Origin of the sequence: Methyloversatilis universalis FAM5, assembly GCF_000214035.2 — a bacterium.
GTDB lineage: Bacteria > Pseudomonadota > Gammaproteobacteria > Burkholderiales > Rhodocyclaceae > Methyloversatilis > Methyloversatilis universalis.
The window spans coordinates 413,629-438,180 of record NZ_AFHG01000059.1; the positions used below are offsets into that span (position 1 = coordinate 413,629).

The window sequence follows — 24,552 nt, forward strand, 5'->3', positions numbered from 1 at the left end:
AATGAATCGAGATCGCTACCGTCTGGTGTTCAACGAACTGACCGGCGCCTGGGTGCCGGTGGCCGAGAACGTGTCCGCGCGCGGCAAGCGCAGTGCGGGTCGTGTCCGTCGCGCCGCGCTCGCGGCCGCGCTGTCGCTCGCGTTCGCGCCGCAGGCCTTCGCCGCCGGCGCGCTGCCGGTGGCGGCGCAGAACTTCGTTGACGCGCGGCTGCCCGGTTCGGCCACCGTATCGCAGACCGCGAACAATATGGTGATTCACCAGACTGGCAACGCGGTCATGCTGAACTGGCAGAGCTTCAATATCGGTCGCGGCAATTCGGTGCACTTCGACCAGTCGAGCGCCGCCATGCGGGCGATCAACGTGGTGGCGCCGGGCGGTCCGCGCAGCGAGATTGATGGCGCGCTGACCGCGAAGGGACAGGTGTTCATCTTCAACCAGGCCGGCATCCTGTTCGGCGCCAACGCGCAGGTGGACGTCGGCGGCCTGGTCGGCTCCACGCTGAAGCTGAATGACGAACTGCTGGCGCGTGCGCTGAATTCGCTCGGCGCGCAGTCGCCGGCCTTCGCGCTGTGGGACGACGCGAACCGCGTCGGCCTGCCGACCGGTGACATTGCGGTCGCGCCCGGTGCGCGCATCGTCGCGGCGAAGAACGGCCGCGTGCTGCTGGCGGCACCGAACGTGAGCAATGGCGGCCGCATCGAGGCGGAAGAGGGCCAGGTCGTGCTGGCTGCGGGCGAGAAGGTGTACATCGCCGATCCGCTTGACAGCCGGCTGCGCGGCTTCCTGGTCGAGGTCGACAACGGTGGCAAGGTCACCACCGAAGCCGCCAGCGAACTGCTGTCCGATCGCGGCAATGTCACGCTGGTCGGCCTGAACATCCGTCATGCCGGCGCCGCCCGGGCCACCACCTCGGTCACCCTCAACGGCACGGTGTATCTGAAGGCGCGCGACAACGTGGCCGCGCTCGACAGCGACGCCATGTTCCCGGACGCGGCACGGCTGGCCGACGGCGAATCGGTGCCGGTGGGTCAGCGGACCGGCCGCATCGAACTGGCGGCCGGCAGCGTGATCGACGTCAGTCCGGACAAAGCGACCCGCTACGCCACCGTGCGCGACGACGCGCTGTTCCGGCCTTCGGAAGTGAATCTGTACGGCCGCCAGATCGTGCTCGAGGATGCCGCGCCCGGCGCCGCCGGCGCCACCATCCACGCGCCGTCCGGCACGCTGCGCATGACCGCTCACCGCGATCGCGGCGTGGACAGCAATCCTGCGGTGACGCCGTCGGTGTACGTGGGCGCCGGTGCGCGCATCGACCTGTCCGGTGTCGATGCGGTGGCGGACGCCGACCGCGAAATCGTGCGGGTCGAACTGCGTGGCGACGAGGTGAAGGACGCGCCGCTGCTGCGCGACGCGGAGTACGGCAAGGCGCTGTTCGGCAAGGAAATGTGGGTGGACACCCGCAAGGGCACCCAGCTGTTCGACGTGTCCGGCTACATCGGCGGCATCGAGCGCACCATCGACGAAAAGAGCGTGGCCGGCGGCCACTTCGTGCTCGCCTCCGATGGCGACGTGCGCATGAACGGCGGCAGCAGCGTGGACCTGTCCGGCGGCACCGTCACCTATCGCGCGGGCACCGTGGGCTACAGCGTGGTGCGCTCGGCGGACGGGCGCAGCCAGTCGGTCGAGGACGCGAAGGCGGACCGCATCTACACCGGCGTGGCTGACCGCACCCGGACCGTCGCCAGCGTGGTCGAAGGACGCGACGCCGGTCGCATGGACGTGAGCGCGTCCGGCATGGTGCTGGATGGCCGCATCACCGCCACCCGCACCATCGGCCTGACCCAGCGCGAGCTGGGCACGCGCTGGGTGGCGCCCGGCGTGAGCCAGACCGTCGGCGTGCCGCAGGCCGGTCAGCTGCTGCTCACGCTGACCAATGGCGACGCGCCGCAGAACGTGCGCTTCGTCAATGGCACGGCCTCGCGCACGGTGAGCGCGACGTCGCCGCTGCCGGACGAACTGTGGCTGCGCAGCGACCTGTTCGCCGGCGGCATCGGCGTGTTCAGCCTGCAGGGGGCCGGTCGCGTCACGCTGCCGCAGGACGTGACGCTGTACATCGGTCCCACCGCGCGGCGCGATGCCGCGAGCGGGAAGTGGACCGACGGCAGCCTGTTCGATCTGCATGCGACCGCGTTCGACATCGACGGCACGATCACGGCCGCCGGCGGTGACGTGAAGCTCACCACCGACGCGCCGGACGAAGGTCTGCGCCTGTCGGAACGCAGCGTGCGCTTCGGCCAGCACGCGTCGATCTCCACCGCCGGCCGCTGGACGCGCGATACGCGCGATGGCGTGCCGCAGTACCTCGCCTACGACGGTGGCAGCGTCACGGTCGACGCGCGCGGCAATCTGGTGTTTCCGGACGGCGCCCGCATCGACGTATCGGCCGGTGGCGGACGCACGCTGGACGGCAAGGTCCATCTCGGCGACGCCGGCAGCATCTCGCTGCTGGCCGGTTCCCGCCTCACCAGCGCGTCCGGCGAGAGCGGCACGCTGGGTGACTACTTCGGTACGCTTACGCTGGGCGGCGCGCTCGGCGGCTACGGCGTGAGCTGGCTGGATCGTTCCGGCGGCAGCGGATCGCTGGCGCTGCGCAGCGCTCGCATCGCCTACGACGGGCAGACCTCGGGTCAGCGCGACGGCACGCTCTACCTGTCAGACGCGCTGTTTACGCAGTACGGTTTCGACGACTTCACGATCGATGGCGGCAACGGCGTCACCATCGGCCGCGCCGATGGCAGCGCGGTCAGTCTGACGCCTCAGGTGGCCACCCGCCGGCTGGACAGCCTGCCCGCCGTGTCGCGCGATTCGCTTGCCGGCGTCGGGCGCACCGCAGTGCTCGAACGCGAGCGCCGCGATGACGGCGTGGACCTGACGGTCCGTGCGCTGTCCAACACCAGCGGCGCGGTCCGCGTGCTGGCCGGTGCCCGGGTCGCGGTCGATGCCGGCGGTTCGGTCACGCTCACCGGCAACCGCAGCATCGAAGTGGCCGGCACGATCACCGCGCCCGGCGGCTCGATCACGCTGGACCAGGTGGCGCCGGGCACGGTCGATACCGCCGAGGGCGACTACTACACCGGCGCGTCGGTGGTGCTCGCCGGCAGCGCGAAACTGGATGTGAGCGGCACCTTCGTGCGCACGCCGGATCTGCCCTACGCCGACGGCGAGGTGCTGGATGGCGGCCGCATCACGCTCGCCGCCCGCCGCGGTTACCTGGCGGTGCAGTCCGGCGCGCAGCTGCGTGCCGACGGCACCCGGGCCACGCTGATGCAGCGCAGCCTGGGCGGACTGACCGGCACGGTCATCGACAGCAACGGCGGCCACATCGCGCTGAGCGCGCGTGAAGGCCTGTATCTCGATCCGCTGCTGTCGGCGCGCGCCGGCGGTGCGGCCGCGGCCGGCGGTTCGCTGTCGGTGCGTCTGGAGCAGGCCGGCTACGCCTGGCTGGATCCGCTGTCCATCGATCCGGCGCTGACCGGGCCGCGCACGCTGACCGTGCGCCAGTCCGGCGCCAGCGGCGCCGATGCCTTCCTGCCGGGCGTGGCGCCCGATGCGTCGCGTTTCGCCGGTCGCGGCACCTTCGTGCTGAGCAGCCTGGCCGGCAGCGGCATCATCGACGTCGAACTGGGGGCGGTCGGCACCAGCGCGCATGGCTCGGTGGCGTTCGACGGCGACACCCGTCTCGACATCGCCGGCCGCCTGGACATCGATGCCGCCAACATCGTCGGCCGCAACGGTGCCGACGTGGCGCTGTCCGCCGCGGTGATCGACTGGCACAACCGCGGACGCGACCAGAAGGACCACGCGCAGGCCACGTCGCGGGCGGCCGGCGACGGTGCGCTGTCGCTCAATGCCGACCTCATTTCGGTCACCGGCAATCTGGCGGCCAGCGGCTTCAGTGCGGTGGATCTGAATGCGGCCGGCGATCTGCGCGCCGGTGCTGCGCCCGCCTACTTCGCCGAGGGCGGCACGCTGGCCACCAGCGGCAATCTCACGCTGACCGCGGCCCAGGTCTATCCGACCACCGCCTCGAAGTACGCCTTCGAAATCCAGAACAATGCCCAGGGCGTGCTCACCGTGCGCCCGTCGGGCCGTACGCCGGGCGTGGTCTATTCGGCGCTGGGCGACCTGACGCTGGCCGCGCCGCACATCGTGCAGGCCGGCCGCGTGGTGGCGCCGATGGGGCAGATCCGCCTGCTGTCGCAGAACATCACCCGCACCGGCGGCAGCATGGCGTCGGCCACCCGCACCGGTGCCGCGGGCGGCACCGTGGACCTGAGTGCCGGCAGCGTGACCTCGGTGTCGGCGGCCGGTCTGCTGCTGCCCTACGGCCAGACCACGCTGAGCGGACAGGAGTGGATCTATCTGATCAGCGGCATGGACCCGCTGGCGCTGGACGCGACACCGCAGGCGGCGATCACGCTCAACGGTGACCGCGTGAACGTGGCGGGCGCCAGCGGCGATGCGCCGGCGGCGCGGGTCGATCTGTCCGGTGGCGGTGACCTGCAGGCCTGGGAGTGGATTCCGGGTACCGGCGGCTCGCGCGACGTGCTGTCGGCGGCCGAAACGAAGGACACCTACGCCATCCTGCCGTCGCTGGGCAGCGGCTGGGCGCCGCATGACGCGGCGATCTACGCCGATGACGCGAACGGTCTGCGCGCCGGCGACGCGATCACGCTGCTGGGCGGCATCGACGGCGTACCCGCCGGCACCTACAGCCTGCTGCCGGCGCGCTATGCGCTGCTGCCGGGCGCCCTGCTGGTGAAGGTGTCGCGCGACAGCCAGGACGTGGTGGCCGGCCGCAGCGTCGTGACCGCGGACGGATCGGTGCAGGTGGCGGCGCGTGATGCACGCATCACCGCCACCGGCAACGCCTCCGGCGGAAAGAACTACGTGGCCCGCCTGTACACCTCGGAACAGGTGGGCAAGCTGGCCGAATACACGCTGTCGAAAACCGGCGACGTGTTCGATGACGGCCGCAGCACGCATGACGCCGCGCGCCTGTCGCTGCAGGTGGGCAGTGCGCTGCAGCTGGCCGGCGTGCTCGATACCGCGCACGCCGCCAGCGCGCGCGGCGCACAGGTCGATATCGCCGCGCATGCGCTGGCCGTGCTCGGCGGCGGCGCGCAGGCGCGCGCCGGCGAGGTCGGCATCGATGTGGCCCAGCTCAATGCGCTCAATGCCGAAAGCCTTGTGCTGGGCGGCACCCGTACCGGTCGCGACCCGGCCACCGGCGCGAGTCGTCTGGATCTGCGCGACCGCAACGACAGCGGACTGGCGCAGTACGGTGCGTCCAGCGTGCGCATCGACACCCGCGGCAGCGTGCTGTCCGCCCCCGATGTGGTGGTCGCCGCACGCGACGCGGTGACGCTGGAAGACGGCAGCCGCATCGCCGCCAGCGGTGCCGCGCGGCCGGAGGTGCTGGCCGTGGTCGGCAGCGGCGCCGACGCCGATGGCGCCCTGCTGCGCGTGAGCAACGGTGACGTGGCACTGCCGCTGCGCGACGCGCCGGCGGGACAGCGTGGCACGCTCACGCTGGGCCGCGATGCCCGCATCGAGGGACGCAGCGTGGTGCTCGACAGCACGCTGGGCACCGAGAACCGCGGCGCGGTGATCAGGCTGCCCGAGAACGGCGGTGCGCTTGCCATGACCGGCTCCACCATCAGCGTGGGCGAGGTCGACGCCGGTGTCGGCGGACTGGTGTTCGACACCGCCGCGCTCGCGGCGCTGGGCAACCCGGCCAGTCTGACGCTGAAGTCCTACGGCAGTCTCAATCTGTATGGCGACGTCACGCTGGGTTCATCGGCGCTGCAGACCCTCACGCTGGACGCGGTGGGCATCGGCGGCTACCGGGACAACGGGGGCAGCCAGCGCATCGTGGCGCAGAACGTGGTGCTGTCGAACAGCGCGGGCAGCGCACGCGGCGCGGACGCGTTCGCGGCCGGCCTCGATGGCGGCACGCTGCAGATCAGCGCCGGCACCCTGTCGCTGGGCGACACGCCGGCGGCCGGCGCAGGCACGAGCGGCTTTGCGATACGCGGTTACGATGCGGTGAAGGTCGATGCGAGCGGCGCAGTCATGCTTGCCGGCCAGGGTCAGTACACGGTCGATGCCGCGCGGCTCGACCTGACGACGCCGCGCGTCGCGGCCCGGACCGGTGCCGAGGTGCGCATCGACGTCACCGGCGGGCTGGCGATGGACAGCGGCGGCGTGGCCGCGACCCCGGGCGGCGGTGGCGTGGGCGCATCGCTGGCCGTGACCGCGCGCGACATCGTGGTCGATACGCTGATCGACCTGCCGTCCGGTCGCGTGTCGCTGCAGGCGGAACAGGATGTCAGCGTCGGCGGCCGCATCATCGCCGCCGGCGTGGCGAAGGACTATCTCGGCCGCAACGTGGCGACCCCCGGCGGCAGCGTGTCGCTGGCGTCGCGCACCGGCGATGTGGACCTGCGCACCGGCGCGCTGATCGACGTATCCGCGGCCAGCGGCGGCGAGGCCGGCTCGGTGTCGCTGTCGGCGCCTCAGGGCGAGGTGCGTGTCGCCACCGGCGCACTGAAGGCGGCGTCGGCCGGCGGCAGCGCCGGTGGCGAGTTCTCGCTGGATACGCACGACGCGGCCTCGCTTGACGGCATGGTGGCGGTAACCGGCGACTTCACCCGCAGCTGGTCGGCACGCGTGCGCACTGGCGACACCCGGATCGACCGCACCCTGACCGCGCGCGAGATTGCGCTGTCGGCCGACGCCGGTTCGATCACCGTAGGGGGAACGCTGGACGCGTCGGGCGTCGACAAGGGCGGCCGCATCGAACTGACGGCCCGACCGGTCGCGTCTTACGTGGCTGGCGCGAGCGAAGGCGCAGGCAATGTGGTGCTCACTTCGAACGCGCGCCTCGATGCCCGGGCCACCGCCTGGGTGGCTGCCGCCCAAGGTTCGGCGGGCGAGGGCGGTACCGTCATCATTGAAGCCAGTCCGTTCAGCGCCGGCGGCGAAACCGGCACCGCGAAGGGCGGCGTCGTGCGGATTGCCGACGGTGCGCGCATCGACGTCGGCACCTCCTCGAAAACCGTGGATGGCGTGGTCACCGACAGTGCCGCGCGCCAGGGCGAAGTGACGCTGCGCGGCGAGCGAGTCGGCAACACCACCGTGGCGGTGCAGGGCAATGTCGGTGCCGCGGTGAGCGGGGCACGCAACGTATTCATCGAGGGCACGCGCATCTACGCCGGCAGCACGCTGGACATGGCGACCGCCCACACGCATTCGAACAGCTTCATGAGCAGCGGCAACGTGTCGGCCCTGCGCAGCGCACTCGGCCTGCCGGCGGCGAACCCGGCGTCCGGCACCCAGTTCCATGTGCGGCCGGCAGTCGAGTTCCGCACCGGCGGCGATTTCGCGATCGCCGCCACCGACCTGGCCACCCGCACCTATCTGGGCGGCACCGAAGCGGGCACCCTGACCGTGCGGGCCGGCGGCAACCTGAACGTGAATGGCACGCTGTCGGACGGCTTCGGTGCGCTGGCGACCGGCAGCACGACGCCGGTGCTGGGTGCGTTGACCAGCAGCGGCCTCACCGCCAGCCGTTTCAATCTCGGCACCCGCGATACCGCGTGGTCCTTCCGCCTGGCCTCCGGCGCGGATACCGCGGCCGCGCACGCGCTGTCGCTGCAGGAGGGCGCCGTGCTCGACGCCACCGGCAAGGGCGATCTGACCGTGGCGGCCAACGCCCAGGTGCGGACCGGCGCCGGCACGATAGACATCGCTACCGGCCGCAACCTGAAACTGGCGGGCGCGAAATCGGCCATCTACACCGCCGGTTATCAGGACGCGCGCGGCGCCGCCTTCGACGTGTCCACCCAGCTCAATGTGGCCGGCTCGGGCAACCGGCGCGCCGAGTACGCCACCAACGGCGGCGACATCCGCATCCAGGCGCAGGGCAGCGTGAGCGCGCCGGAAAGCACGCAGTCGGTCGGCAGCTGGCTGTTCCGTCAGGGCCGCCTGGCCGACGACGGCTCCGGCACGCTGGTGTCGGGCAGCGCCGGTTCGCTGCGCAACCCGACCTGGTACGCGCGGATAGACCTGTTCGACCAGGGCATCGCGACTTTCGGTGGCGGCGACATTTCGCTGCGCGCCGGCGCCGACATCCGCAACGTCGGCGTATCGACCGCGACCAGCGGCCGGCTGTTCGGCGAAGGCGGTACGGTGCCCGATCCGGCGAACCTGAAGGTGCTGGGCGGCGGCGACATCGCGGTGGCGGCGGGTGGCGACATCGGCAGCGCCAGCTTCTATGTCGACCGCGGCACGCTGCTGGCGCAGGCCGCCGGCGGCTTCGGCAGCGCACGCAACAATGGCGCAGGGTCGGTGCTGGTGCTGGGCGATGCCTCGGCGACGCTGCGTTCCGCCGGCGACATCCAGCTCGAAACCGTGGCCTCGGCCACGATGGGCCGTCAGCTGGCCGCCAGCACCACCGGCAGCCGCGAAAGCTATTTCTCGCGCTATGCCAGCGACAACCGGGTCGATGTGCTGAGCTACGGCGGCAGCGCGACGCTGGGCAATACCCAGAAGCCGTGGGGTGCGCTGGATCTGTGGGTGGGCACGCGGCCGCTGCTGCCGGCCTCGCTGTCGCTGGTCGCCATGGGTGGCGACGCGTCGGTGGGCAACGGCATGGTGCTCATGCCCTCCACCCGTAACGACGTGCTGCTCGCCGCGCGCGGCAGCCTGACGCTGGCGACCGCCGACGGCGGCGCGAGCCAGATCAAGATTGCCGACATGGCGCCGTCCGCGGTGCCCTCCGCGCTCAATCCGGCGGTCAGCGTGAACGACCGTGCGCTGGACCGCCTGCTCGGCACCGCGCTGGTGGCCGGCAGCCTCGCGCACGACGCGACGCTGAACGAGGCGCGCGTGGTGACGCCGGTACGGCTGGTGGCGGAGGACGGCGACATCACCGTGCCGTTCGGCGGTTCGGACCTGCTGCTGGCGCTGTATTCGCCGCAGCCGGTGCTGGCCGAAGCGGGTGGCGACATCACCAACCTGACGCTGCGGGCACAGCACTTCTCGACCAGCGATCTCACCCGCATCCGCGCCGGCGGCAATATCCGGTTCAGCGCGGTGGAGACCGCCGGCGTGCCGAGCGGCGACGTGTCGGAAGGCATACAGGTCGGTGGCCGCGGCAAGCTGGAAGTGATTGCAGGCGGCAGCGTCGAACTGGCCAATTCATTCGGCATCGTCACCCGTGGCAACTACGACAACCCGGCGCTGCCGGAAGAGGGGGCATCCATCCTGGTGCAGGCCGGCGCACGCCGTTTCGACGGTGCTGCGCTGCGGGCGCTGATGCTGTCGGTGCGCGGTGGCTCGGGCAACGATCCGTTCGACGCGGTACTGCTGAAGGAAACCGGCGCTGCGTCGGTCGAGGACTTCCTCGCCGCCGCGGCCGGCGACGACACCGCCCGTCAGACGCTGAAGGCGGACGTGATCCGGGTGCGCAACGAAGAACGCGCGCGCATGCTGGATACGCTGCAGCGCCTCGACGGCGCCATCGTGAGCTGGATGCGCACACAGCCGGGCAACGGTGACGCCACCGACGCGCAGCTGATCGCGCGCTTTGACGCATTGCCTGCCGCGGTGCGCGACGGCTTCTACGACGCGCAGCGTCCGCTGCTGTCGACGCTGCTGAACCAGGGCATCCGCTACGCCGGCCGCCTGGGCGACCTGCTGTCCGCCGGCAAGGACGGTTTCAAGCCGGGCTACGATGCCATCGCCGCCGCTTTCCCGGGCAGCGGTCACGGCGACATCAATCTGTTCGCCAGCCAGGTGAAGTCGGAACAGGGCGGCAACGTCGACCTGATGGCGCCCGGCGGGGCCATCAACGTCGGGGTGGCCGGCTCGGGCGCGACTGCGGTGGCGCCGTCACGCCAGGGGGTGTTCGCCATCGGCGCGGGCGAAATCAACGCGATTTCGCGCGACGACTTCCAGGTCGGCCCGTCACGCGTGTTTTCGATGGGCGGCGGCGACATCCAGATCTGGTCCTCGTCCGGCAACATCGATGCCGGCCGTGGCTCCAGCACCGCGTCGGCCACGCCGCCGCCGCAGGTGGTCATCCGCGGTGATCTGGTGGTGCTCGACATCAGCGCCTCGGTGTCCGGCTCCGGCGTGCGCACGCTGCAGAAGTCGCCGGACATCGACCTGACCAACACCGACCTCTACGTGTTCGCGCCGGACGGCGCTGTGATCGCGCAGGACGCCGGCTTCGGCGGACCCAACGTGTTCGTGGTGGCCGAGCGCATCGTCGGCGACAACTTCAAGGGCGGTCTCAGCGGCAGCGTGACGGTGGCACCGGCGTCCGCACCGGCGCCGGCCGCCGCACCCCCGGCCGAGTCCAACAAGGCGGCCGCCGACGCACAGGGCCCGAGCGCATCGGGCGCGCGCAGCGAGCGCGAGCGCAACTCCATCCTGACCGTCGAGCTGGTCGGGCTGGGCGATACCGCGACCGGATCGGGGTGCCGCGAAGGCGACAAGGACTGCGCGAACTGATCGACTGAATCCGCGGCGCAGCCCCCGCCGCGGGTTCCGATCGGGCGCGCCGTGCAGGATGGGCGCGCGAAGCCCCTCCAGCCGCGTCCCTGACGCCGGTTGGTGTGGCGCGGGCGCTTGAGCTATCTCAAGGTGAGAGGGTTGCCCGGATGTTGCGCGCGTCGCATCATCCAGACGGCAACCGGTGACGATGCCGGTCGTCACCTTTCACCCGGCCGGACCTCACGGATCAAGGCAAGCACCTGCATGGAATTTGTCCTCAAACTCATCGAGGGCGGCGCGGGAAGTCTCGCGTCCTATCTCGCCGCGCATGTGCTGCTCTGTCTGCTTCCCGCGTTCTTCATCGCCGGGGCGATGGCGGCACTGATTCCCAAGTCGAGCGTCACCCGCTGGCTCGGCAGCAACGCGCCAGCGCATCTGTCCTACCCCGCGGCCGCGCTGGCGGGCTCACTGATCGCCGTGTGTTCCTGCACCATCGTGCCGCTGTTCGCGGGCATCTACCGCAAGGGGGCGGGGATAGGCCCGGCCATTACCTTTCTGTTCTTCGCGCCGGCCGGCAACATCATGGCGCTGGCCTATACCGGAAGCGTTCTCGGGCCTGAGTTTGCGTTCGCGCGTTTCGTGCTGTGCCTGCTGTTCGGTGTCGGCATCGGCATGCTGATGGCGCTGATCTTCTGGCGGGACGATGCCCGTCACGACGCACAGACCGACATGCTGTTCGCCGATGAAGCCGGAATCGCGCCGGCCGCACTGGGGCTGCTGCTGTCGCTGGCGGCCCTGCTGATCGCCGGCACGCTCAAGCTGTGGCCGCTGACCGCCACCGTACTGAGTGCCGACCTGCCCGTCTCCTGGGCGCAGGACTGGCAGGACACGCTTTTTCGCTGGGTGCCCTTCGACCCGACAAGGGGTGAGGAGGGCGTGACCTTTCAGGGTTCGATACTGATCGGATTGCTGCTGCTGATCGCCGTCACGGCCTGGAAGGGCTTCGAGAACATCATCGAGGGGGCCAGCCGCTGGACCTGGGTCACGCTTGCGCTGGCCGCCACGACGCTGCTGGTCGCAGCCCTGCAGTGCGTGCCCAGCGGCGACGGTGTACGCATCGCACTGACCGGGCGCGCCTGCGCCGTGGCGGTCACGATGGCCGCGGTCGGCCACTTCGCCCGTCAGCTGGAGCTGGACGCGCTGCGGGCCTGGCTCTGGGAGGCGTGGCGCTTCGTCAAACAGATTTTCGTGCTGCTGGTGGTGGGCGTATTCGTGGTCGGCATGGTGCGCCAGATCGTCCGCCCGGAATGGATCGAGGCGTTGGCCGGCAGCAATACGGTCCTGGCCAACGCGGCGGCCGTCCTGTTCGGCGTGTTCATGTATTTCCCGACGCTGGTCGAGGTGCCGGTCGCTCGCATGTTCCTCGATCTGGGCATGCACCCCGGACCGCTGCTGGCCTATCTGATGGCCGACCCGGAACTCAGTCTGCAGAGCATGCTCATGGTGGCGGTCGTGATCGGCCGCAGGAAGACCGGCGCCTATGTGGCGCTGGTGGCGGTGTTCAGCATGTGCGCGGGCCTGCTCTACGGGGCGTGGGTGGACGGGCTGGACAGAAGGATGCTGTCGATCGGCCTTCTGGCCGGTCTGTGCCTGCTCGCGGCCGCGCTGGTCCGGTTCAGACGCCGCTGCGCTTCATCCCCGGCCTCACCGCTTGTCTGAAGAAAAGGAGATTCAACGTGCTGACCGTCAAGATTCTCGGCTCCGGCTGTGCCAACTGCAGAAAGCTCGAAGCCGTGGCGCGCGAGGCGGCCGACAAGGCCGGCATCGAAGCCGAATTCGTCAAAGTGACCGACATGAAGGACATCCTGGCCTACGAAGTGATGGCCTCGCCGTCGCTGGTGGTGAATGAGAAGGTGGTGAGCAGCGGGCGCATTCCGTCGCTGGCGGAGATACAGGGCTGGCTGTCGGCCTGATCCCGCGGCGGCCCGCGATTCTCTAGGCGGTGGACGCCTCGCGCAGCCGCCCCAGCGGCGCCAGATCGTAGCCACCCAGCCGCTCGGCGAGGTCGCGGCTGTCGTCGCTGGCCAGTTCGGCCAGCAGCTGCTGCAGCAGCGCGCGGAAGTAGAGGGTGCGCGGCATCACGAGGTCGAGTGCCTCGCTGCCCAGCGGCAGGAAGTGCAGGTTGAACTCACCGGCCGCGGCGCGGGTGCCGGGCGCGCAGTCGCCGGCGCCACTGGCAACCATGAAGGCGGCTTCGCGTTCGGTGGCGGCGGTCTGCGTCGCGTCCGGCGCGGCGATGCCGGCCGCGGTACAGGCCTGGGTGAAGAAATGCTGCGAGCCGGCACCCGGTCCGCGCTGTATCAGCAGTGGCCGGCGCGCGAGCAGTTCCGCCAGATCACTCACCGGTGCCAGCGCGCGCGACAGCATGACGCCCTGTTCGCGCAGCGCCAGCTGCACCATGACCCAGTTCGCACTGCCCGTGTATTCGCGCAGCAGCAGCGCGTGCCGGCGCGTGGCATGCTGCGCCTCGCCCCAGTGGATGGGGCAGGCGTTGGCGCGGCGCTGGGCGAGGAGCGCCAGGCCCTTGCGCGTGCCGCAGGGGCTGTAGGCGATCAGCGTGCCGTCGTCGGCGCGCTGTGCCAGCCGGGCGATGCTGTGCGCCAGCCAGGGGTCGTCGCTGCCGGCGATCAGCAGGCGGTCGGCCAGCACGCCGCCGTGGGTGGATTCGAGCAGCCAGTCGTCGAGCAGCTTGCGCGGGAACAGCCATTTGCCGGTCACCTTGGTGGCCGGAATGCCGCTGTCCTGGATCATCGCGTACAGCGTCTTCTCGTTCAGATGCAGGTAGGCCGCGGCCTCGCGCACCGTGAGATAGGGCGACGGCGCGTCCTGCTGAGATTCGCCGTCGGCACTCACTTCAGACCAGTCCTTCGAAGGGGATGACGCCCACCGTGTCGCCCACCGCGACATTGCCGACGTGATCGTCGAGCACGATGATGCAGTTGGCGTCGCACATCGAGCGCAGGATGCCCGAGCCCTGGGCGCCGGTGACCGTGGCGTGCCAGCGGCCGTCGCGCAGTTCGAGGATGCCGCGCTGGTACTCGGTGCGGCCCGGCTGTTTCTTCATCGCGCTGCCGCTGATCGCGTCGAAGCGGATCGGCGCCGGCACCGGGGAGGCACCCATCAGCGTCAGCAGCGCCTCACGCGCGAAGAAGTAGAAGGTGATCATCGTCGCGACCGGATTGCCCGGCAGGCCGAACAGCAGCGTGTCGCGACCGCCCTTGGTCAGCCGGCCGAAAGCCATCGGCCGGCCGGGCTTCATCGCAATCTTCCAGAAGGTGACTTCGCCGAGCGCGGCGAGGATTTCGCGGACGAAATCGGCTTCGCCCACCGACACGCCGCCGCTGGTGATGATGGCGTCCACCTCGCCGACCGCCGATTCGAGCGCGGCGGACAGCGCTTCGCGCGTGTCTCGCGCGACGCCGAGATCCACCACCTCGCAGCCGAGGCGGGTCAGCATGCCGGTCAGCGTGTAGCGGTTGCTGTCGTAGATGCCGCCTTCGCGCGGCGCGTCACCGATGGACATGACCTCGTCGCCGGTCGACAGCACGCCGACCCGCACGCGGCGCACCACGGTCAGTTCCGCCACGCCGAGCGAGGCGGCCAGACCGATGTCGGCCGGGCGCAGCAGGCGGCCGGCGCGCAGCGCGGCTTCGCCCGCCTTCAGGTCCTCGCCGGCGCGGCGACGGTTCTGACCGGCTTTCTGGCCGGGCGGAATGATCACCGTGTCGCCGTCCACCTTCGCGGTTTCCTGGATCGCAACGGTGTCGGCGCCACGCGGCATGACGGCGCCGGTCATGATGCGCACCGCCTGTCCCAGGCCGACTTCGCCGTCCCAGGCGTGGCCTGCGTAGGCGGTGCCGACCACGGTCAGGCGTGTTTCGGTATCTGCAGAAAGATCGGCGTGGCGCACGGCGTAGCCGTCCATCGCCGAGTTGTCGTGCGGCGGGACGCTGACCGGCGAGATGACGTCTGCGGCGAGCACACGGCCCAGCGCGTCGCGCACCGGCACGCGCTGCGTACCGGCGACCCGCGTGCAGGCGGCGAGGATGTGGGCGCGGGCGTCCGCGACCGGAGTGAAGCGATCAGTCATGAGGCATCGGGCCGCGCGGCGAGCGTGGCCAGTTCGTTGAGCGTGTTGATGTTGGCGAAGGCATCCGGATTGTCGTCGAATGGCACTTCGACCACCTTGAGCGCCGAGTACCAGAGGTCGACCTTGCGGCCGCCGCCTTCGAGAAATTCTGTCAGACCGGGCAGCACCTGCGCGCGCACCAGGCTGAATACCGGATGCGGCTGGTCGCCGGTGATGGCCACCGCGAGGTCCGCGCCTTCGCGCGCCAGCGCCGCGTGCAGCCGCGCGACCAGATCGAGCGGCAGGAAGGGCGAGTCGCAGGGGCTGGTGACCAGCAGTGGCGTCGTGCAGGCGCTCAGGCCCGCGTGCAGCCCGGCCAGCGGGCCGGCGAAGCCGGCTATCGCGTCGGGAGCGACCGGATGGCCGAAGGCGGCGTAACGCTCGATGTTCTGGTTGGCGTTGATGATGAGCGCATCGACCTGCGGCGCCAGCCGGCGGATCACGTGCGCCACCATGGGTTCGTCACGGAAGGCCTGCAGGCCCTTGTCCACGCCGCCCATGCGGCGGCCGAGGCCGCCGGCCAGCACCAGCCCGGTGATCGCCTCAGTCATGCACCTTCCCCATCGCGCACGAAGCGCTGCATGCCGGTCAGCAGCAGGTAGTGCCTGCCCTGCGAGCGACCGATCATCGTGATGCCCACCTGTTGCGCGATGTCGTAACCCATCTTCGTCAGCCCGGAGCGCGACACCAGGAAGGGGATGCCCATCTGCGCCGCCTTGATCACCATTTCCGAGGTGAGCCGGCCGGTGGTGTAGAAGATCTTGTCGCCGCCCTCGACGCCATCCAGCCACATGTGGCCGGCGATCGCATCGACCGCGTTGTGGCGGCCGACGTCCTCGACGAAGTACAGCAGTTCGTCGCCGCGGAACAGCGCGCAGCCGTGCACCGCGCCCGCCTGCTTGTAGATGGTTTCGTGCTTGCGGACGACGTCGAGCATCGCGTACAGCGTCGATTCGGTCAGGCGCGCGTCTTCCGGCAGGCGGATGCGTTCAATGTCGTCCATCAGGTCACCGAACACGGTGCCCTGGCCACAGCCGGTGGTGACCGTCTTGGTCGCCATGCGCGCGTCGAGGTCGGCCACACCGGCGCGCGTGGTGACGGCGGCGGCGTTCACGTCCCAATCTACCTGCACCGACAGGATGTCCTCGATCGACGGCAGCAGGCGCTGGTTGCGCAGATAGCCGATCACCAGCGCCTCCGGCGCGCCGCCCAGGGTCATCAGCGTGACCAGTTCGCGCTTGTCGAGATACACGGTCAGCGGGTGCTCGCCGGCGATCGCGGTGGGCACGGTTTCGCCGCGCTCGTTGATCGCGGGAATCTCTATCGTGGCCGGGCGTGCGGCGTCTGTGAGGGCGGGTCTGTGCATGTCGTGGACTGCGCTCTGTCGCAGTGCTTCGCTGTGCGGCGGCATGGGCCTTGGCTGGGCCTCAGCCGCCGATGTAGGACATTTCGATCTTGCGTGCCGCGGCGGTTTCGGCGGTGCGGATTTCAGAATAGCGGTCGCCGCGCTGCTGCCAGATGGCGCCGATGGCCGAGGCCAGTTCGTCGTCGCTGCGGCCTTCGCGCAGCAGCGCGCGCAGGTCGTGCCCTTCGGTCGCGAAAAGACAGGTGAATATCTTGCCTTCGGTCGACAGCCGTGCGCGGGTACAGGACGAACAGAAGGCCTGGGTGACCGACGAAATGACGCCGATCTCGCCGCTGCCGTCGCGGTAGCGCCAGCGCTGCGCGACTTCGCCCGGGTAGTTCGGGTCGATCGGCTCGAGCGGCATGTCGGCGTCGATGCGGGCGATCACGTCGGCGCTGGGCAGCACTTCGTCCATCTTCCAGCCGTTGCTGGAGCCCACATCCATGAACTCGATGAAGCGCACGATGTGCCCACTGCCCTTGAAATGGCGGGCCATCGGCACGATGGCGTGGTCGTTGGTACCGCGCTTGACCACCATGTTCACCTTGACCGGTGTCAGGCCGGCGGCATGCGCGGCGTCTATGCCCTCGAGCACGCGCTCGACCGGGAAATCGACGTCGTTCATCATGCGGAAGGTCGGGTCGTCGATCGCGTCCAGACTGACCGTAACGCGGGTGAGGCCGGCGTCGCGCAGCGCACGCGCTTTCTGTTTCAGCAGCGCGCCATTGGTGGTCAGCGTCAGCTCCACCGGCAGTTTCGCCAGACGCTCGATCAGCTTTTCCACGTCCTTGCGCAGCAGCGGCTCGCCGCCGGTGATGCGCAGCTTGTTTACGCCGTGCGCGACGAAGATGCGCGCGATGCGTTCGATTTCCTCGAAACTCAGCAGCTCGCGGCGTGCCAGATAGGGGTAGTCCTTGTCGAACACCTCTTTCGGCATGCAGTAGACGCAGCGGAAGTTGCAGCGGTCGGTGACCGAAATGCGCAGGTCGCGTACCGGCCGGCCGCGCGTGTCGAGCAGCGTGCCGGTCGCGGGGATCGGCGTGGCCGGCACCACCGCCGCGGCGCGGCCGGCGGTGCGGATGTCCAGCAGATGTATGATCTTTTCGCTCATGGGCGGTGCGGCGTGAGCCGTTTGCGTGCTCCGGCTCCGTTTGACAGAAAGGCAGAGGAAGATTTCGTGGAAACCAGCCCCGTCACCCTCAGGTTGGCCGTGATTATGGAGCGCAGGGTACTGCACAACAAGTGGACAGACCATGCATGGGAAGCGCGCGGCCTTCTTCCGGAAGGTCCGGAAAGCCCTGATGCGCCAAGGGTTTTTGCGCAGTCCGCCGAATCGACCCAGTGGATTTTCCCGCCGCTCGACCTCACGCTCTACACCGACGAGGCCGACAACTACCTGCTCAACGTGACCGCCGCCGAGCCGCGCATCTTCGTCATGTGGCGACCGGACGAGGACTTCGATCCGCCGGTGCGGCCGATGCAGATCAGCGCCAGTTACGGCGAGGCGGCGCGCTGGATGGATTCGGGCGAGAAGGTCGATGGCTTGCCGATGCCGGCCGACATGCGCGACTGGGTCGAGGATTTCGCGCGCCGCTTCCAGAAACCACCCGAACCGCGCAAGCCTAAGCGTTTCGCGAAGACCGGCGATGGCAACACGCACTATGGCGGCGTGCGCGCAGGCGCGGGTGGAGCTGAACGTGAGCGATGATCCGGTCAAGGGCTTCCTCGGCCGCTGGTCACGGCTGAAACGCGAAGCTGCGGCGGCCGATGCGGTGACGCCGGTACCTCCGGCGGTAAAGCCGCCGGAGGCGGACGCTGCGAATGCCGCGGCACCGCTACCGTCCGCGGCGCCGGCGCTGACCGAGGATGCCGCCCCCCCGCCGCTCGAATCGCTGGGCTTCGACTCTGACTATCGCGCCTTCCTCGGCCAGAAGGTGGATGAGGGGCTGAAGCGCGCGGCGCTGAAGAAGCTGTTCCACACGCCGCACTTCAACACGATGGACGGGCTGGACGTCTACATCGAGGACTTCAATCTGTACGAGCCCTTGCCGGCGTCCATGGTGTCGCAGCTCGCGCACGCGAAGGAAACGCTGAATCCCACGCTGCCGGCGGACTGGCTCACCGCCACGCCGGACAGCCGGTCGTCTGCGGACGCCGCCGAACTGCCGGTCGCTCCGACCGACGACAGCGACGCTGCCGGGGCGACGGCTGCGGTGGAGGGCGGCGAAGCCGGTGCGGACGACCCGGAAGCGCTGCCTCGGGTCGGCACGGACGACAACGCCCGGGCGGTTCAGCCCGTCTCGTCCGCAGAGGTGTCGCAGGGGGTCGTGTCGCCCGGGGTTGAGGGAAGTCATTCAGGGTCGGAATAGTCCGTTCCTTTCTCGGGTGCTCTGGCACGAAGGCTGCAGAAGCCTTGCCTGAGGAGCCCGACTGAATGACCCATACACACAAGTCGGTCCGGCTGTGCGATTGCAATGGCACGGTCGAGATCGACATCAGAAGACTGGGGGACGCGCTGGACGGCGCGGACCCGTCCGCATTCCAGCCCGCCCGACAGCTGTGCGGCCGCGACGCTGACGCCTTTGCCGCTTCGCTGGGCAGCGACGACGTGATCGTCGGCTGTACCCAGGAAGCAGCGCTGCTGCGCGCGCTGGCCGACGATGCCGAGGCGAAGGCGGGCATCACCTTCGTCAATCTGCGCGACATCGGTGGCCGCAGCCCGCGCGGCAGCGACGCCACGCCGGCGATGGCTGCCCGTCTGGCCATCGCGCGACTGGCCGAGCCGGCGCCGGTACCTGCGGTGAGCTACGTCTCGGGCGGCCAGCTGCTCATCATCGGCCCGGCCGGTGCGGCGCTGGGCTGGGCGGCGGAAGCACAGCGTCAGTACGGCGAGGACATCGCGGTCAATGTGCTGATCACCGCGCGCGACGGCAGCGAACTGCCGCTGCGCCGTGACTGGCCGGTCGTGAGCGGGCGCGACGTGGCGGTGAGCGGCTGGCTCGGCGCCTTCGACGTGAGCTGGTCGCGTGCCAATGCCATCGACCTCGACCGCTGCGTGCGCTGCAACGCCTGCATCGACGCCTGTCCCGAAGGCGCCATCGGCTACGACTACCAGATCGATCCGGACCGCTGCACCGGCCATCGCGCCTGCGTGACGGCCTGTGCCGACGTGGGCGCCATCGATTTCGCCGCCATCGGTGCGGGGCAGAGCGAGCGCTACGACCTGGTGCTGGACCTCAATGACCCGCCGCTGCTGCGCATGCCGCATCCGCCGCAGGGCTATGCCGCGCCCGGCCGTGATCCGCTCGACCAGTCGCTGGCGTTGCAGCGGCTCGCCGGCCTGGTGGGCGAATTCGAAAAGCCGAAGTTCTTCACCTACCGCAAGTCGGTGTGCGCCCACAGCCGCAACAGCAAGCAGGGCTGCAACCGCTGCATCGACACCTGTTCGACCGCGGCCATCCGCGCCGACGGCGACGGCGTGTTCGTCGAGCCGCATCTGTGCATGGGTTGCGGTGCCTGTGCGACAGTTTGTCCCAGTGGAGCCATGCGCTACGCCTATCCGTCCGCGTCCGATGTTGCGGTGCGCGTGAAGGCAGGCCTGCAGGCATGGCGTGCCGCAGGCGGCCACGCCCCGCGCGTGCTGTTCCACAGCGGCGAGCAGGGTGAGGCGCTGCTTGCGCTGACCGGACGCCGGCGCGGCCTGCCCGCCGACGTGCTGCCGGTGGCGGTGCATGACGTCGCGTCGGTCGGGCTGGAGCTGATGCTCGCGGCGCTGTGTTACGGCGCTGCACAATGCGTCATTCTGTCGCACGACGATCAGCCGGACGCCTATCGCGAAGCGACTGCGGGCCAGATTGCGCTCGGCCGCACCGTGCTGGACGCGCTCGGTTATCCGGCGGCCGCACTGGCCGCGATCACGGCGGACGAGCCGGCGGTGCTCACCCATGCGCTGGGAAGCGTCGCCGCACCGGAGTGGTCCTGTCCGCCTGCCAGTTTTGCGCTGCCGGTCGAGAAGCGCGGTGCGCTCGAGTTCTGCATCGATCACCTGGCCCGCCACGCGCCGCTGAAGGTAGACGCCATCGCGCTGCCGGCCGGTGCGCCCTTCGGCGCGGTCAGCATCAGGAAGGACGCCTGCACGCTGTGCATGAGCTGCGTCGGCGCCTGTCCGGCTTCGGCGCTGATGGACGGCGGCGAGCGGCCGGCACTGCGTTTCCTCGAGCGCAACTGCGTGCAGTGCGGCCTGTGCGTGAATACCTGTCCGGAGAACGCGCTGTCGCTCGAACCGCGTCTGCTGATCGGCGACGCGGTGCGGCGCGAGCGCACCCTGAACGAAGCCGAACCCTTCCACTGCATCAGCTGCGGCACGCCCTTCGGCACGAAGCAGATGATCGACGCGATGACCGGCCGCCTGTCCGCGCACTCGATGTTCGCCGGCGGTGATGCGCTGCGCCGCCTGCAGATGTGCGCCGACTGCCGCGTCATCGACCTGATGAAGGCGAAGGGCGGCGAAACCACGGTGTTCGACACATGAGCGCGCACACCACCGAACCGCTGCAGTTCGTGCGCGACCCGGTCAGCGACGAGGACCTGGCGCGCGCCAACCACTACGCGCTGATTTCGCGTCTGTTCCATGCGGCGCCGGACGACGCGTTGCTGGACATGATGGCCGCGTCCGGCGACTGGCTGATCGACGAGGACGCGCCGGCCGTCGAGGCGGTGCGCATGGCCGAGGCGTGGAATGCGCTGTGCGGCGCCTGCTCCGCGATGGACGCCGAAGCCGCCCGACTGGAATTCGACGCGCTGTTCGGCGGCGTCGGCCGGCCGGCGGTCACGGTGTTCGGCTCCTTCTATCTGGCCGGCTTCGTCAATGAAAAGCCGCTGGCCGCGCTGCGTGGCGACCTGGCCGAACTGGGCTTTGCCCGCGCGCCGGGCGAAGCGCTGCCGGAGGACCACATCGCCGCAGTGTGCGACGTGATGCGCCTGCTGCTGAGCGATGCCAGCCGCACCGCCGCAGACCGTACGGCGCTGCAGGACCGCTTCTTCGCCCGCCATGTTCAGCCCTGGTACGGCGCGCTGTGCGATGCGGTCGAGGCCGCCGCCGGCGCCAATTTCTATCGACGTGTTTCGCAGTACGCACGCTGCTTTTTCGAGGTCGAGAAAGCGGCGCTGAGCATAGAACCATGACCTCACAACAACTGAAGAGCGCCATACCCCGAAACCGGGCAGTCATCACCAGGAGGACAGAGCAATGACCGACAAAGCCAACCTGAAACGACGTCAGTTCCTGCTGACCGCGGGCGTCGGCGGCGTGAGCGCCGCGGCGGCCGTGGTCGCGGTGAAATCGGGCGGCAGCGATGCCGCGAAAACCGACACCGCGGCGCAGGCCGACCAGGGCGGATACCGCCTGACCGAGCACGTGGCGGCCTACTACCGCACCGCCCGCGTCTGATCCGAGGAGAGCCGACATGACATTGACCCGCAAACTCCCGGCGGCCGAACGGGGCGGCCGCAGCGCTGCCCGCCTGGCCCGTCCGGCCCAGACGGCCACCTCCGCGCCGCGCACGATGGACCGCCGCGCCTTCCTGAAGCGCTCCGGCATGACCGCCGGCGCCGGCGCCTTCGCGTCCGCGCTTCCGTTCTCGATGGTTGGCCGCGCCGAGGCCTCGACCGCCTCTGCGGCCGGCGCCAAGGTGGAAGTGAAGCGCACCGTCTGTACCCACTGTTCGGTTGGCTGTGCCATCGACGCCGAAGTGGTGAATGGCGTGTGGGTGGGCCAGGAGCCGGTGTTCGACAGCCCGATCAACATGGGCGCGCACTGCGCCAAGGGCGCCTCCATCCGCGAGCACGGCCACGGTGAGCACCGGCTGCGCTATCCGATGAAGCTGGTCGACGGCAAGTGGGTGCGCATGTCCTGGGACGACGCGCTCAACGAGGTGTCGGCCCGCCTGCTGAAACTGCGTGAGGAAAGCGGTCCGGACAGTGTGTACTGGATCGGCTCGTCCAAGCACAACAACGAGCAGGCCTACCTGCTGCGCAAGTTCGTGTCGATGTGGGGCACCAACAACTGCGACCACCAGGCGCGCATCTGCCACTCGACCACGGTGGCCGGCGTCGCGAATACCTGGGGGTATGGCGCGATGACCAACTCCTACAACGACATGCAGAACTCGAAGGCGATCTTCTTCATGGGGTCGAACGCCGCCGAGGCGCACCCGGTGTCGCTGCTGCACATCCTGCACGCGAAGGAGAACGGCGCGAAGATCATCGTGGCCGACCCGCGCTTCACCCGCACCGCGGCCAAGGCGGACCACTTCGTGCGCATCCGCTCGGGTTCCGACATTGCCATCCTGTACGGCGTGCTGCGCCACATCTTCGAGAACGGCTGGGAAGACAAGAAGTACATCGAGGATCGCGTCTATGGCATGGACAAGATCCGCGACGAGGCGATGAAGTGGACCGCCGACAAGGTCGAGGAAGTGAGCGGCGTGCCGGATGACCAGGTGAAGCTGATCGCCGAGACGATGGCCAAGAACAAGCCGTCCACCGTGGTGTGGTGCATGGGCCAGACCCAGCACACCACCGGCAACGCCATCGTGCGCATGATGTGCAACCTGCAGCTGGCGCTCGGCAACGTCGGTGTGGCCGGCGGTGGCACCAACATTTTCCGCGGCCACGACAACGTGCAGGGCGCGACCGACGTCGGCCCGAACCCGGATTCGCTGCCCGGCTACTACGGCATCGCGACCGGCTCGTGGAAGCACTGGGCGAACGTGTGGGGCGTCGATTACGAGTGGCTGAAGGGTCGCTACGCGTCGCAGGCGCTGATGGAGAAGTCGGGCATCACGGTGTCGCGCTGGATCGACGGCGTGACCGAGAAGAACGAACTGATCGACCAGGACCCGAACCTGCGCGCAGTGGTGTTCTGGGGCCACGCCCCGAACTCGCAGACCCGCGGCAAGGACATGCTGGAGGCGATGAAGGCGCTCGACACCCTGGTGGTGATCGATCCCTATCCGTCGGCCACCGCGGCGATGGCGGCCAGCGCCCGCAAGGACGGCGTCTATCTGCTGCCGGCGGCGACCCAGTTCGAGACCGAAGGCTCCTGCACCGCGTCGAACCGCTCCATCCAGTGGCGCGAGAAGGTGATCGAGCCGCTGTGGGAATCCAAGCCGGACCACACCATCATGTACCTGTTCGCGCAGAAGTTCGGCTTTGCCGAGCAGCTGACCAAGAACGTGAAGGTGACCAACAACGAGCCCAGCGTCGAAGACATCCTGCGCGAAATCAACCGCGGCACCTGGACCATCGGCTACACCGGCCAGTCGCCGGAGCGGCTGAAGATCCACATGCGCAACATGCAGGTGTTCGATCCGAAGACGCTGAAGGCCAAGGGCGGCATCGACAAGGAAACCGGCTACGTGCTCGATGGCGAGTATTTCGGCCTGCCGTGGCCGTGCTACGGCACGCCGGAAATGAAGCATCCGGGCTCGCCCAATCTGTACGACACCTCGAAGCACGTGATGGATGGCGGCGGCAACTTCCGCGCCAACTTCGGCGTGGAGAAGGACGGCGCCAGCCTGCTGGCGGCCGACGGCTCGGCGTCGAAGGGGGCCGACCTGCAGTTCGGCTACCCCGAGTTCGACCACGTGCTGCTGAAGAAGCTGGGCTGGTGGGAAGAACTGAGCGAGGACGAGAAGAAGAAGGCCGAAGGCAAGAATTGGAAGACCGACCCCTCGGGCGGCATCATCCGCGTCGCGATGAAGAACCACGGCTGCCACCCCTTCGGCAACGCCAAGGCGCGCGCGGTGGTGTGGAACTTCCCGGACCCGGTGCCGGTGCATCGCGAACCCATCTTCTCGCCGCGTGCCGATCTGGTCGCCAAGTACCCCACGCACGAGGACAAGAAGGCCTTCTGGCGCCTGCCCACGCTGTACAAGAGCGTGCAGGACCAGTTCGCCAACGTCGGCAAGGACTACCCGCTCATCATGACCTCGGGCCGTCTGGTCGAGTACGAGGGCGGTGGCGATGAGACGCGTTCCAACCCCTGGCTGGCCGAACTGCAGCAGAACATGTTCGTCGAGATCAACCCGAAGGCCGCCAACGACCGGGGCATCCGCGACAAGGACATGGTGTGGGTGAAGTCGCCGAGCGGCGCGCAGATCAAGGTGCAGGCCATGGTGACCGAGCGGGTCGGGCCGGACACCGTGTTCCTGCCCTTCCACTTCGCCGGTCACTGGATGGGCAAGGACCTGATCGACAGCTATCCGGAAGGCGCGGCACCTGTAGTGCGGGGCGAGGCGGTCAATACCGCGACCACCTACGGCTACGACTCGGTGACGATGATGCAGGAAACCAAGACCACGGTCTGCCAGATCATGAAGGCCTGACGGCGCA

14 protein-coding genes are annotated in these 24,552 nt (G+C 69.4%); 9 read left to right on the forward strand and 5 right to left on the reverse strand.

Annotation, left to right across the window (positions count from 1 at the left end; genetic code table 11):
* Window position 1: 1 nt before the first annotated feature.
* From METUNV1_RS19755 to METUNV1_RS19765, 3 genes are all read left to right on the forward strand, one after another.
* Window positions 2-10,582 carry a two-partner secretion domain-containing protein gene (locus METUNV1_RS19755; protein ID WP_008064903.1) on the forward strand — a complete coding sequence of 3,527 codons (10,581 nt, stop codon included), beginning with the start codon at window positions 2-4 and terminating at the stop codon, window positions 10,580-10,582.
* 117 nt (window positions 10,583-10,699) lie between these two features.
* Window positions 10,700-12,283 carry a permease gene (locus METUNV1_RS19760; protein WP_197315226.1) on the forward strand — a complete coding sequence of 528 codons (1,584 nt, stop codon included), beginning with the start codon at window positions 10,700-10,702 and terminating at the stop codon, window positions 12,281-12,283.
* 17 nt (window positions 12,284-12,300) lie between these two features.
* Complete coding sequence (locus METUNV1_RS19765) at window positions 12,301-12,537, forward strand: thioredoxin family protein (protein ID WP_008064906.1); 237 nt, start codon at window positions 12,301-12,303, stop codon at window positions 12,535-12,537.
* Window positions 12,538-12,559: 22 nt separating this feature from the next.
* On the opposite strand, the gene METUNV1_RS19770 is transcribed toward METUNV1_RS19765, so the two are convergent.
* The 5 genes from METUNV1_RS19770 to moaA all read right to left on the reverse strand — a co-directional run bounded on the left by METUNV1_RS19770 (window position 12,560) and on the right by moaA (window position 17,269).
* Complete coding sequence (locus tag METUNV1_RS19770; protein WP_008064909.1) at window positions 12,560-13,477, reverse strand: helix-turn-helix transcriptional regulator; 918 nt, start codon at window positions 13,475-13,477, stop codon at window positions 12,560-12,562.
* 1 nt (window position 13,478) lies between these two features.
* Window positions 13,479-14,714, reverse strand: a complete 1,236-nt coding sequence (gene moeA / locus METUNV1_RS19775) for a molybdopterin molybdotransferase MoeA (RefSeq protein ID WP_008064912.1) — start codon at window positions 14,712-14,714, stop codon at window positions 13,479-13,481.
* Complete coding sequence (gene mobA, locus METUNV1_RS19780) at window positions 14,711-15,304, reverse strand: molybdenum cofactor guanylyltransferase MobA (protein WP_008064913.1); 594 nt, start codon at window positions 15,302-15,304, stop codon at window positions 14,711-14,713. The genes moeA and mobA overlap by 4 nt, the downstream gene beginning before the upstream one ends.
* Window positions 15,301-16,119, reverse strand: a complete 819-nt coding sequence (locus tag METUNV1_RS19785; protein WP_043360473.1) for a formate dehydrogenase accessory sulfurtransferase FdhD — start codon at window positions 16,117-16,119, stop codon at window positions 15,301-15,303. Before METUNV1_RS19785 ends, mobA begins: the two co-directional genes overlap by 4 nt.
* Before the next feature lie 61 nt (window positions 16,120-16,180).
* The gene (moaA, locus tag METUNV1_RS19790) at window positions 16,181-17,269 is read right to left on the reverse strand and encodes a GTP 3',8-cyclase MoaA (RefSeq protein ID WP_008064915.1); all 1,089 of its coding nucleotides are present in this window, start codon (window positions 17,267-17,269) and stop codon (window positions 16,181-16,183) included.
* Between the two features lie 66 nt (window positions 17,270-17,335).
* Between moaA and METUNV1_RS19795 the strand changes: the two genes are divergently transcribed.
* The 6 genes from METUNV1_RS19795 to METUNV1_RS19820 all read left to right on the forward strand — a co-directional run bounded on the left by METUNV1_RS19795 (window position 17,336) and on the right by METUNV1_RS19820 (window position 24,545).
* On the forward strand, window positions 17,336-17,866 hold the full coding sequence (locus METUNV1_RS19795) for a DUF3305 domain-containing protein (protein ID WP_232416288.1): 531 nt from the start codon (window positions 17,336-17,338) through the stop codon (window positions 17,864-17,866).
* Window positions 17,805-18,527, forward strand: a complete 723-nt coding sequence (locus METUNV1_RS20065) for a DUF3306 domain-containing protein (protein WP_232416287.1) — start codon at window positions 17,805-17,807, stop codon at window positions 18,525-18,527. Before METUNV1_RS19795 ends, METUNV1_RS20065 begins: the two co-directional genes overlap by 62 nt.
* Window positions 18,528-18,592: 65 nt before the next feature.
* A complete protein-coding gene (locus METUNV1_RS19805) occupies window positions 18,593-20,689 on the forward strand; it encodes a 4Fe-4S binding protein (RefSeq protein ID WP_008064918.1) in 2,097 nt (698 codons plus the stop codon).
* A complete protein-coding gene (locus METUNV1_RS19810; protein WP_008064919.1) occupies window positions 20,686-21,342 on the forward strand; it encodes a TorD/DmsD family molecular chaperone in 657 nt (218 codons plus the stop codon). Before METUNV1_RS19805 ends, METUNV1_RS19810 begins: the two co-directional genes overlap by 4 nt.
* Before the next feature lie 64 nt (window positions 21,343-21,406).
* The gene (locus METUNV1_RS19815) at window positions 21,407-21,607 is read left to right on the forward strand and encodes a formate dehydrogenase (protein WP_008064921.1); all 201 of its coding nucleotides are present in this window, start codon (window positions 21,407-21,409) and stop codon (window positions 21,605-21,607) included.
* A 16-nt stretch (window positions 21,608-21,623) separates the two neighbouring features.
* Complete coding sequence (locus METUNV1_RS19820) at window positions 21,624-24,545, forward strand: formate dehydrogenase subunit alpha (RefSeq protein ID WP_043360384.1); 2,922 nt, start codon at window positions 21,624-21,626, stop codon at window positions 24,543-24,545.
* Window positions 24,546-24,552 lie beyond the last annotated feature (7 nt).